Genomic DNA, 11444 nt, shown 5'->3' with positions numbered 1-11444 from the left:
ATTTCGCTAAACATCTGACCAGCAAATAAAAACGGCCTGGACTAGGCCAGGCCGCAATTATGTACCGCGCAGTGTTACTGCATAACGACAGTAATGCGCAGAAACAGTTACTTCAAAACAGCCAGGGCTGCTTCGTAGTTTGGCTCTTGGCCGATTTCAGGGACCAGTTCGCTGTGCAGTACATTGTCGTTTTCATCCAGCACAACGACGGCACGGGCGGTCAGAGCCCGGAGCGGGCCGTCAGCAATCGAAACGCCGTAGTCAACGGCGAAATCGGCGTTGCGGAAGTCCGACAGGCTCTGCACGTTGTCCAGGCCTTCGGTGCCGCAAAAACGCTTCTGGGCAAACGGCAGGTCAGAGGAGATGCACAGCACCACGGTGTTGGCCACTTTGTCGGCCTGGGCGTTGAACGTGCGTACCGACGTGGCACAGGTCGGGGTGTCGACGCTTGGGAAGATGTTCAGCACTTTGCGCTTGCCGGCGAAGGTGGCCAGGGTCACGTCCGACAGATCGCCGGCGGTCAGGGTGAAGTCTGGCGCCTTGGAGCCGGTTTGCGGCAGTTCGCCTTCAACTTGGACGGGGTTACCACGAAGGGTGACTTGAGCCATGAACGGAATCCTTATGCTGGGTTTGGTTAAACGAATTCGAGAGGCGGAAGTTAACCACAAAGTGCCGTGACGACCTACCGCCAGACACAAATTGTCATGTCTCGCCGGGCACGCGGGCGGTTGTGGTTTAATTGCGCGGTTTTCGTCCCCGCTCAAGGAATCTGTTGTTGATGAATCAGCCCGCCACCAAAGTCCTGGTCATTGGTTATGTCTGGCCGGAACCGCGCTCCTCGGCTGCCGGCGGGCATATGATGCAGATTCTCGAAACTTTTCTTACACAAGGTTGGGATATTACCTTCAGCAGCCCAGCGACCATCGGCGAGCACAAAGCCGACCTGCCGGCACTCGGTATCACCGAGTGCGCCATCGAACTCAATAACAGCAGTTTCGACGACTTTATCCGCGAACTGGCCCCGGACATCGTGCTGTTCGACCGCTTCATGATGGAAGAACAGTTCGGCTGGCGCGTCGAGAAGCACTGCCCCGCGGCCTTGCGGGTGCTGGAAACCTCCGACCTGCAAAGCCTGCGCGACGCACGCCAGCAGCGGCTCAAGGACGACCTCAAGGCGCAACCGGGCAACGATGACTTCAGCGCCTTGTTCGCACCGGGCCTGGAAGACGAGTTCCAGCGCATGGCCGACACCGACCTGGCCAAGCGCGAGATCGCGGCCATCTATCGCTGCGACATCAGCCTGATGATCTCCGACGTGGAAATCCGTCTGCTCACCGAGCACTTCAAGGTGCCCGCCGCCCTGCTCCACTGGTGCCCATTGATGCTCGAGCCGCCAACCGAAGCATTCGCCCCCTTCGACGAGCGCGCGCACTTCCTCAGCATCGGCAACTTCCGTCACGCGCCGAACTGGGATGCCGTGCTCTGGATGAAGAACAGTGTGTGGCCGTTGATCCGCCAGCAACTGCCAGGCGCCCAACTGCATATCTATGGTGCCTACACCCCGCCCAAGGCGACGGCCCTGCACAACGCGGCCCAGGGGTTTCATGTGATGAACTGGGCCGAGGATGCCCTGCAAGTGATGACAGCGGCGCGCATCTGCCTGGCGCCGTTGCGCTTCGGTGCTGGCATCAAGGGCAAGCTGGCGGATGCCATGCTCTGCGGCACGCCGAATATCACCACACCGGTCGGCGCCGAAGCCATGGGCGACGAGCAGCCGTGGCCGGGGGCAATCGCCCACAGCGCCACGGCGTTGGCCGATGCCGCCGTGAGCCTTTACCAGGACCGCGAACGCTGGACCCAGGCTCAGGAGCACGGGCGCCAACTCCTGGCCCGCCGGTATGACCAAAACATCCACGGCCCCGCGTTGGTGGAATGCCTGGAACAGTGCCGCAACGACCTCGCCGCCCATCGCCGAAATAATTTCACCGGTAGCATGCTGCGCCACCATGCCCACAAAAGTACGCAATACATGTCGCAGTGGATCGAGGCAAAAAACCGTAACCTTTAGCGCATCAGGAAGCGTGAATATCGTAACTTCGACGTGCCGCCGCTGCGCGGCACGTCACTCGGGGCATCCCTAAACCTTAACGTCCCCAAACATACCTCACCTCATCCAGCGACACGCCACCACGGACCAGCGTGCGACGGCTGCCAGGCTCTTCTCTTCCGCCGAGCCCCTGATAAAAGCGAACAGCTCTTTCGTTTGCAGATAAAACCCATAAGGTAATATTTTTATAACCTTGATCAAACAAACGGTTTAAACCTGACTCCCACAATTTGGCACCGATTCCTTTACCCCAATACGCTGCCAAAATATAGATAGCCATGACCTCTCCCGACTCCGCTGCGGGCTTGTCTTCATCACGGCAACGGCCCACTGAAATCCAACCGACAACGTTTCCATCCACCTCTGAAACTAAAACGTCAGAATCTTTGCTTTCGATTGCCTGAGCCCAATAAGCCTCCCTTTTCGGCAATGTCGCAGTCAGCGAGGCCAAAAAATCAGCCGGCATCAGATTCGCATAAGCGTGTTGCCAGCTACTGACATGAACATCAGCAATGCTCTTCGCGTCCTTGGGCAGTGCATCACGAATCATAACCAACTCCTTGTTCGTGTTCTGTTTCAGATAAAACGCTTCTTTGCTCCTAGCGACCATGCCCTCTCGATTAGCACGACGCCTGCTCGTAAACGCTTTTGTTAATAGCACAGGCCAGTGAAATATATTAAGTAGCCGATAACCCAAAACGGCCTTCAGGGATGCTCCAACCAACTTGCCGCTGGCAGCGACAGCACACAAGGGGGCATTATTGCGAAGCGCAACCACAATAAAGCGACGGCAGCATGACCCGAGCAACGCGAATCACCGACCCTTCCTACGAGCTGATGGACGATCACAACGGTCTGTCCATCATCTATCGCCAGCACGGTTTCCCTTGCCCGTTGGTGCGCTGGCATTTCCATAAGGAATACGAGCTGCACCTGATCGTCGCCAGTTCCGGCAAGGTGTTCATCGGCGACTACATCGGCAACTTCTACCCGGAAAGCCTGTTCCTCACCGGCCCCAACCTGCCTCACAACTGGATCAGCCAGGTCGAGGAAGACGAAGTGGTGCCCAAGCGCGACATGCTGGTGAATTTCACCGATGAGCTGCTTGAGAACGGCAGTCACATTTTTACTGAGCTCAAGACCCTCGCGCCGCTACTGGAGCGGGCGCAGTCCGGCATCGAGTTTCGCTGCAAGAAGACCATCGCCCAGGCCATGACACTCATGCAACGCATCGAGGACGCCCAGGGCATGGCGCGCCTGGGGCACTTCTTTATCCTGCTGGACGTGTTGAGCGCGTGTGAGGACTACCAACTGCTGTCCGGCGTGACCACGCCGCAACTGGCCGACGAACACAGCATCGACCGCACCAACCGGGCGGTGGACTACATCTTTGCGCATTACGCACGGGAGTTGTCACTGGAGGAAGTGGCCGATTACCTGGGGATGAAACCGACGTATTTCTCGCGGGTGTTCAAGCAGGCCACCGGGCGCACGTTTATCGAATTCGTCAATCGCCTGCGCATCAGCAAGTCCTGCGAACTGCTGGCCGATGGCGACAAAGCCGTCACCGATGTGTGCTTCGAGTCGGGGTTCAACAACATTTCCAACTTCAATCGCCGCTTCCAGCAACTTAAAGGCATGACCCCTTCCCACTACCGGCGCCTGGCGGTGCAGCGGCTCACCGAACAGAACCTGGCTTAATCGATTCGGCTTTTGGTGAGCGAGTACAAAAAAGTATCAGTCCCAGTGCGCCCAAGGATTTGTCACACCCCCCATTTGAGGGCTGTAATCAACGCACACTCTTCCTGGCTCCGCGTGGGAAGACACAACAACAATAACTGTCCTTCTGCAGCCCCTGGGCGCAGAAAAGGAGTGCGCGATGAAGTTCACAGTAAAAACACTGCTTGCCTGTTCTTGCATGACGGCATGCATGACCCTCAGCGCCGTCAGCCTTGGCGCGCAAACCCTGACCATTGCCACCGTCAACAACAGCGACATGATCCGCATGCAAAAGCTCTCGAAGACCTTCGAGGCCGAGCACCCGGACATCAAGTTGAATTGGGTGGTGCTCGAAGAAAACGTCCTGCGCCAACGCCTGACCACCGACATCGCCACCCAGGGCGGGCAGTTCGACGTGTTGACCATCGGCATGTACGAAGCCGCACTCTGGGGCGCCAAGGGCTGGCTGGAACCGATGAAGGACCTGCCGGCGTCCTACGACCTCGACGATGTGTTCCCTTCCGTGCGTGACGGTTTGTCCGTCAAGGGTTCGCTGTACGCCCTACCGTTCTATGCCGAAAGTTCGATCACCTATTACCGCACCGACCTGTTCAAGGACGCGGGGCTGAGCATGCCCGAGCATCCGACCTGGACGCAGATCGGTGAATACGCGGCAAAGCTCACCGACAGAAACAAAGAACAATACGGCCTGTGCCTGCGCGGCAAAGCCGGTTGGGGTGAAAACATGGCGCTGATCACCACCCTGGCCAACGGCTATGGCGCGCGCTGGTTCGACGAAAAATGGCAGCCTGAATTCAATGGCCCCGAATGGAAGGACGCGCTGAACTTCTACGTCGACAACATGAAGAAATCCGGCCCGCCGGGCGCTTCGAGCAACGGTTTCAACGAAAACCTCGCCCTGTTCAACAGCGGCAAGTGCGCGATCTGGGTCGACGCCAGCGTGGCCGGCTCGTTCGTCACCGACAAGACCCAAAGCAAGGTGGCGGACCACGTCGGCTTCACCTTCGCCCCCCACGAGAAGACCGACAAAGGCACCTCGTGGCTGTACTCCTGGAGCCTGGCAATCCCGACCAGCTCCAAAGCCAAGGACGCCGCCAAGCTGTTCACCAGTTGGGCGACTTCCAAGGAATACGGCGCCCTGGTTGCCAAGACCGACGGCATCGCCAACGTCCCACCAGGGACGCGCAAGTCGACCTACAGCGACGCGTACATGCAGGCCGCGCCGTTCGCCAAAGTCACCCTGGAATCGCTGAAAGTCGCCGACCCGACCCAGCCGACGCTCAAGCCGGTGCCGTATATCGGTATCCAACTGGTGACCATTCCTGAGTTCCAGGCGATCGGCACCCAGGTCGGCAAGTTCTTCTCGGGTGCGCTGACGGGTCAGCAAACCGTGGATCAAGCCTTGAGCGCCGCGCAGACCACCACCGAGCGTGAAATGAAGCGGGCCGGTTATCCCAAGTAACCCCCGATCCTGTAGGAGCGAGCTTGCTCGCGAAAAAGGTACATCCGACGCCGACATGCGCCTGAAATACCTTCGCGAGCAAGCTCGCTCCTACAGGAGTTTTGCGCACCTGCCTCTAATCGGTCTTGATCACCATGAATACAACACGCAAAAGCCGCCTGGCCAACCCCGGCTGGTTTCTCGTCAGCCCCTCGGTAGCCTTGCTGCTACTGTGGATGATCGTGCCGCTGGGCATGACCCTGTACTTTTCGCTGATCCGCTACAACCTGCTCTACCCCGGCGAAAACCAGTTCGTGGGGCTGGAGAACTTCACCTACTTCATCACCGATTCGGGCTTCCTGCCCGGCGCCACCAATACCCTGTTGCTGGTGGGCAGCGTGCTGCTGATCAGCGTGGTGTTCGGCGTATTGATCAGCGCCCTGCTGGAGGCCAGTGAGTTCTTCGGCCGCGGCCTGGTGCGGGTGTTGTTGATCTCGCCGTTCTTCATCATGCCCACCGTCGGTGCGCTGATCTGGAAGAACCTGATTTTCCACCCGGTGTCGGGGATTCTCGCCGCCGTGTGGAAGCTGTTCGGCGCGCAGCCGGTGGATTGGCTGGCGCATTACCCACTGCTGTCGATCATCATCATCGTCTCGTGGCAATGGCTGCCCTTCGCGATCCTGCTGCTGATGACCGCCATGCAGTCCCTCGACCAGGAACAAAAGGAAGCCGCACGCCTGGACGGTGCCGGCGCCATCGCGATCTTCTGGCACCTGACCCTGCCGCACCTGGCGCGCCCGATTGCCGTGGTGGTGATGATCGAAACGATCTTCCTGCTCTCGGTGTTCGCCGAAATCTTCACCACCACCAACGGCGGCCCCGGCTACGCCTCGACCAACCTCGCCTACCTGATCTACAACCAGGCGCTGGTGCAGTTCGACGTGGGCATGGCCTCGGCCGGCGGCTTGATTGCCGTGGTCATCGCCAACATCGCGGCGATCATCCTGGTGCGGATGATCGGCAAAAACCTGACTGACAAACCTTGAGGGCCGCGCCATGACGCTTCAACAATCCCGCCGCCTGCAAAGCCTGCTGCTCGGCACCCTGGCCTGGGCCATCGCGATCCTGATCTTCTTCCCGATCTTCTGGATGGTGCTGACCAGCTTCAAGACCGAGATCGATGCGTTCGCCACGCCGCCGCAGTTCATCTTCACGCCGACGCTGGAGAACTACCTGCACATCAACGAACGCAGCAATTACTTCAGCTACGCGTGGAACTCGGTGCTGATTTCGTTCAGCGCCACCGCCTTGTGCCTGCTGATCTCGGTGCCGGCGGCCTACTCCATGGCGTTCTACGAGACCCAACGCACCAAGGGCACCCTGCTGTGGATGCTGTCGACCAAGATGCTGCCACCGGTGGGCGTATTGATGCCGATCTACCTGCTGGCCAAGAGCTTTGGCCTGTTGGATACGCGTATCGCGCTGATCATCATCTACACCCTGATCAACCTGCCGATCGTGGTGTGGATGGTTTACACCTACTTCAAGGACATCCCCAAAGACATCCTCGAAGCCGCCCGCCTGGATGGCGCCACCCTGTGGCAGGAGATGGTCCGCGTGCTGCTGCCGATCGCCAAGGGCGGGCTGGCGTCCACGGTGCTGCTGTCGCTGATCCTGTGCTGGAACGAGGCGTTCTGGTCGCTGAACCTGACCTCGTCGAATGCCGCGCCGCTGACCGCGCTGATCGCCTCCTACTCCAGTCCCGAAGGCTTGTTCTGGGCCAAATTGTCGGCCGTGTCGACCCTGGCCTGCGCGCCGATCCTGATTTTTGGCTGGATCAGCCAGAAACAGCTGGTGCGCGGGTTGTCCTTCGGCGCCGTGAAATAACGGCTTCTCTCTAACAAAAACGAATTCAGAAGCGGAGGCCCATCCCATGGCCAACCTGAAAATCAAGAATCTGCAAAAAGGCTTCGAAGGCTTTTCCATCATCAAGGGCATCGACCTGGAAGTGAACGACAAGGAGTTCGTGGTCTTCGTCGGCCCGTCGGGTTGCGGTAAATCCACGCTGCTGCGACTGATCGCCGGCCTGGAAGAAGTCAGCGAAGGCACCATCGAGCTCGATGGCCGCGACATCACCGAAGTCACCCCGGCCAAGCGCGACCTGGCGATGGTGTTCCAGACCTACGCGCTGTACCCGCACATGAGCGTGCGCAAGAACATGTCGTTTGCCCTCGACCTGGCCGGCGTCGACAAAAAGCTGGTGGAGAGCAAAGTCGGCGAAGCGGCGCGCATCCTCGAACTGGGCCCGCTGCTGGAGCGCAAGCCCAAGCAGCTGTCCGGCGGCCAACGCCAGCGCGTGGCGATCGGCCGGGCGATTGTGCGCAACCCGAAGATCTTCCTGTTCGACGAACCGCTGTCCAACCTCGACGCCGCGCTGCGCGTGCAGATGCGCCTGGAACTGGCGCGCCTGCACAAAGAGCTGCAAGCGACCATGATCTATGTGACCCACGATCAGGTCGAAGCCATGACCCTGGCCGACAAAGTGGTGGTGCTCAACAGCGGCCGCATCGAGCAGGTCGGTTCGCCACTGGAGCTGTATCACCAGCCGGCCAACCTGTTTGTCGCGGGCTTTCTCGGCACGCCGAAAATGGGCTTCCTCAAGGGCAAGGTCACGCGGGTCGAGGGCCAGGGCTGCGACGTGCAACTGGACGCCGGCAGCCTGATCAGCCTGCCGCTGAGCGGCGCCACCTTGAGCGTGGGCAGCGCGGTGACCCTGGGCATTCGCCCGGAACACCTGGAGATCGCCGCACCGGGCCAGGCCGGCCTGACCGTCACCGCCGACGTCGGCGAGCGCCTGGGCAGCGACACCTTCTGCCACGTCATCACCGCCAACGGCGAGCCGCTGACCATGCGGATTCGCGGCGACATGGCCAGCCAGTATGGCGAGACGCTGCACCTGCACCTGGACCCGGCGCACTGCCACCTGTTCGACACCGACGGCGTGGCCGTCACCCGACCACTGCGCGCCGCCGCCTGATTTCGCGAGAGTTATGATGAAACTGAATAAACACAACCTCACCCAATTGGCGCCGGAAGTGAAAATCCCGACTTACGCCATTGCCGATACCCGCCAGGGCATCGCCCATATCGGCGTCGGCGGTTTCCACCGCGCGCATCAGGCGTATTACACCGATGCGCTGATGAATACCGGCGAGGGTCTGGACTGGAGCATTTGCGGCATCGGCCTGCGCAGCGAGGACCGCAAGGCCCGCGACGACCTGGCCGGCCAGGACTACCTGTTCACCCTGTATGAACTGGGCGACAGCGACGACACCGAAGTGCGCGTGATCGGCTCGATCAGCGACATGCTGCTGGCCGAGGACGGCGCCCAGGGGCTGATCGACAAACTGGCCAGCCCGCACATCCGCATCGTCTCGCTGACCATCACCGAAGGCGGCTACTGCATCGACGACAGCAATGGCGAGTTCATGGCCCACCTGCCGCAGATCCAGCACGACCTGGCACACCCGCAGGCACCGAAAACCGTGTTCGGCTTTATCTGCGCCGCGCTGACCCAACGTCGCGCCGCCGGCACGCCGGCGTTTACCGTGATGTCCTGCGATAACCTGCCGCACAACGGCGCCGTCACGCGCAAGGCCCTGCTGGCCTTCGCCGCCCTGCACGACGCCGAACTGCATGACTGGATCCAGGCCAACGTGACGTTCCCCAACGCCATGGTCGACCGCATCACGCCGATGACCAGTACCGCGCATCGCCTGCAATTGCACGATGAGCACGGCATCGACGATGCCTGGCCGGTGGTGTGCGAGCCGTTTGTGCAATGGGTGCTGGAAGACCGCTTCGTCAACGGCCGCCCGGCCTGGGAAAAAGTCGGCGTGCAGTTCACCGATGACGTCACGCCTTATGAGGAAATGAAGATCGGCCTGCTCAACGGCAGCCACCTGGCCCTGACTTACCTGGGGTTTCTCAAGGGGTATCGGTTCGTTCACGAGACCATGAATGACCCGTTGTTCGTCGCGTATATGCGCGCCTACATGGACCTGGACGTCACGCCGAACCTGGCGCCGGTGCCGGGCATCGACCTCACGCAGTACAAGCAGACCCTGGTCGATCGCTTCTCCAACCAGGCGATTGCCGACCAGTTGGAGCGCGTGTGTTCCGATGGCTCGTCGAAGTTTCCCAAGTTCACCGTGCCGACGATCAACCGCCTGATTGCCGATGGGCGCGAGACCGAGCGCGCAGCGTTGGTGGTGGCCGCGTGGGCGTTGTACCTCAAGGGTGTCGACGAGACTGGCGCGGTCTACAAAATTCCCGACCCGCGCGCCGAGTTTTGCCAGGGCCTGGTGAGTGACGATGCGCGGATCAGTCAGCGCCTGCTCGGCGTGGAGGAGATTTTCGGCACGGCTATTCCCAAGTCGGCTGAGTTTGTGGCAGCGTTCGAGCGGTGCTATGCGAGCCTGCGCGACAACGGCGTCACAAAAACACTGCAGCAACTCCTGAAGAAACCGGCTTAAACCTGTGGGAGGGGGCTTGCCCCCGATAGCGGTGGGTCAGTAAAGAACATTTACACTGAAACACCGCCATCAGGGGCAAGCCCCCTCCCACATTTGAAGCGCATTTACAATCCAACAACAATGCTGAGCAAACCCTCATGACCCAGCAAAACCTGTTCCTCGGCATCGACTGCGGCACCCAAGGCACCAAAGCCATCGTCCTCGACGCTTCCAGCGGCAAGGTGCTGGGCCTGGGCGCCGCGGCACACACGCTGATCAGCGGCGCCAACGGCCGGCGCGAGCAGCACACCCAAGAGTGGCTGGACGCCTTTACCGAAGCCACCCACCGCGCCCTGCAACAGGCCGGCGTGGACGGCCAGGATATCCTCGGCATCGGCGTGTCCGGCCAGCAACACGGCCTGGTGTTGCTCGATGACAGCGGCCAGGTGCTGCGCCCGGCCAAGCTGTGGTGCGACACCGAAACCGCCGCCGAAAACGAGCGCCTGTTGCAATACCTGGGGGGCGAAAGCGCTTCGCTGGAGCGTCTCGGCGTCGCGATCGCGCCGGGCTACACCGTGTCCAAACTGCTGTGGACCCGCGAGCAGCACCCCGAGGTGTTCGCGCGCATCGCACATATCCTGCTGCCCCACGACTACCTCAACTACTGGCTCACCGGCCGCGCCGTCGCGGAATACGGCGATGCCTCGGGCACCGGCTACTTCAACGTGCGCAGCCGTACCTGGGACGTGGCGCTGCTCCAGCACATCGACCCCAGCGGCCGTCTGCAGGCTGCCTTGCCGACGCTGATCGAAGCCGACCAAGCCGTCGGCACGATCCTGCCGGCCATCGCCGAACGCCTGGGCATCAACCCCGACGCCATCGTGTCCAGCGGCGGCGGCGACAACATGATGGGCGCCATCGGCACCGGCAATATCGCCCCCGGCGTGATCACCATGAGCCTGGGTTCATCGGGCACCGTGTATGCCTTCGCCGACCAGCCCAACGTCAGCCCCCAGGCGTCGGTCGCGACCTTCTGTTCCTCCAGCGGCGGCTGGTTGCCGTTGATCTGCACGATGAACCTGACCAACGCCACCGGGGTGATTCGCGAACTGTTCGACCTCGACCTCGACGCCTTCAACGCCCTGGTCGAGCAGGCGCCGATCGGTGCCGACGGCGTGAGCATGCTGCCGTTCCTCAATGGCGAACGCGTACCCGCCCTGCCCCACGCCACCGGCAGCCTGCATGGCTTGACCATGACCAACCTGACCCGCGCCAACCTGTGTCGCGCGGTCGTCGAGGGCACCACCTTCGGCTTGCGTTACGGCCTTGATCTATTGCGCCAGACCGGCCTGCACAGCCAGAGCATCCGCCTGATCGGCGGCGGCTCGAAAAGCCCGGTGTGGCGGCAGATGGTTGCCGATATCATGCACACCGAAGTGATCTGCACCGAACAAAGCGAAGCGGCGGCCCTGGGCGCGGCGATCCAGGCGGCGTGGAGCCAGTCCGGCGAGTCCCTGGCCAGCCTGTGCGAAAAATGCGTGAGCGTCGACCCGGCCAGCCGGACCCTGCCGGTGGCCGACAATGTCAGCGCCTATCAACACGCCTACGAGCGCTATCAGCAGCACGTGGCAACCCTTTAAGA

At 61.0% G+C, this 11444-nt stretch carries 10 protein-coding genes; 8 read left to right on the top strand and 2 right to left on the bottom strand.

The features are described 5' to 3' along the window. Window positions 1-107: 107 nt before the first annotated feature. Complete coding sequence (tpx, locus tag C5F70_RS08095) at window positions 108-608, bottom strand: thiol peroxidase (RefSeq protein WP_017848435.1); 501 nt, start codon at window positions 606-608, stop codon at window positions 108-110. A 170-nt stretch (window positions 609-778) separates the two neighbouring features. Here tpx and C5F70_RS08090 point away from each other — a divergent pair, with 170 nt between their 5' ends. Next, on the top strand, window positions 779-2068 hold the full coding sequence (locus tag C5F70_RS08090; protein ID WP_104903065.1) for a glycosyltransferase: 1290 nt from the start codon (window positions 779-781) through the stop codon (window positions 2066-2068). Between the two features lie 76 nt (window positions 2069-2144). Here C5F70_RS08090 and C5F70_RS08085 read toward each other — a convergent pair whose 3' ends face one another. Further along, window positions 2145-2657 carry a GNAT family N-acetyltransferase gene (locus C5F70_RS08085; protein ID WP_026140209.1) on the bottom strand — a complete coding sequence of 171 codons (513 nt, stop codon included), beginning with the start codon at window positions 2655-2657 and terminating at the stop codon, window positions 2145-2147. Window positions 2658-2902: 245 nt separating this feature from the next. Between C5F70_RS08085 and C5F70_RS08080 the strand changes: the two genes are divergently transcribed. From C5F70_RS08080 to xylB, 7 genes are all read left to right on the top strand, one after another. Beyond that, complete coding sequence (locus C5F70_RS08080; RefSeq protein ID WP_017848432.1) at window positions 2903-3808, top strand: AraC family transcriptional regulator; 906 nt, start codon at window positions 2903-2905, stop codon at window positions 3806-3808. 178 nt (window positions 3809-3986) lie between these two features. Next, on the top strand, window positions 3987-5309 hold the full coding sequence (locus C5F70_RS08075; RefSeq protein WP_026140208.1) for a sugar ABC transporter substrate-binding protein: 1323 nt from the start codon (window positions 3987-3989) through the stop codon (window positions 5307-5309). A 134-nt stretch (window positions 5310-5443) separates the two neighbouring features. Further along, window positions 5444-6334: a carbohydrate ABC transporter permease gene (locus C5F70_RS08070; protein WP_046385260.1), complete on the top strand. Its 891-nt coding sequence runs from the start codon at window positions 5444-5446 to the stop codon at window positions 6332-6334. 10 nt (window positions 6335-6344) lie between these two features. Further along, complete coding sequence (locus C5F70_RS08065; protein WP_017848429.1) at window positions 6345-7175, top strand: carbohydrate ABC transporter permease; 831 nt, start codon at window positions 6345-6347, stop codon at window positions 7173-7175. Window positions 7176-7221: 46 nt separating this feature from the next. Continuing rightward, a complete protein-coding gene (locus tag C5F70_RS08060) occupies window positions 7222-8325 on the top strand; it encodes an ABC transporter ATP-binding protein (RefSeq protein WP_104903064.1) in 1104 nt (367 codons plus the stop codon). A 16-nt stretch (window positions 8326-8341) separates the two neighbouring features. Continuing rightward, the gene (locus C5F70_RS08055; RefSeq protein ID WP_104903063.1) at window positions 8342-9823 is read left to right on the top strand and encodes a mannitol dehydrogenase family protein; all 1482 of its coding nucleotides are present in this window, start codon (window positions 8342-8344) and stop codon (window positions 9821-9823) included. 137 nt (window positions 9824-9960) lie between these two features. Further along, a complete protein-coding gene (gene xylB, locus C5F70_RS08050; RefSeq protein ID WP_046383189.1) occupies window positions 9961-11442 on the top strand; it encodes a xylulokinase in 1482 nt (493 codons plus the stop codon). Window positions 11443-11444: the final 2 nt, after the last annotated feature.

This window comes from Pseudomonas sp. LH1G9 (assembly GCF_002949975.1).
Taxonomy (GTDB): domain Bacteria; phylum Pseudomonadota; class Gammaproteobacteria; order Pseudomonadales; family Pseudomonadaceae; genus Aquipseudomonas; species Aquipseudomonas veronii.
This window is presented reverse-complemented; position numbering and strand designations above follow the sequence as displayed.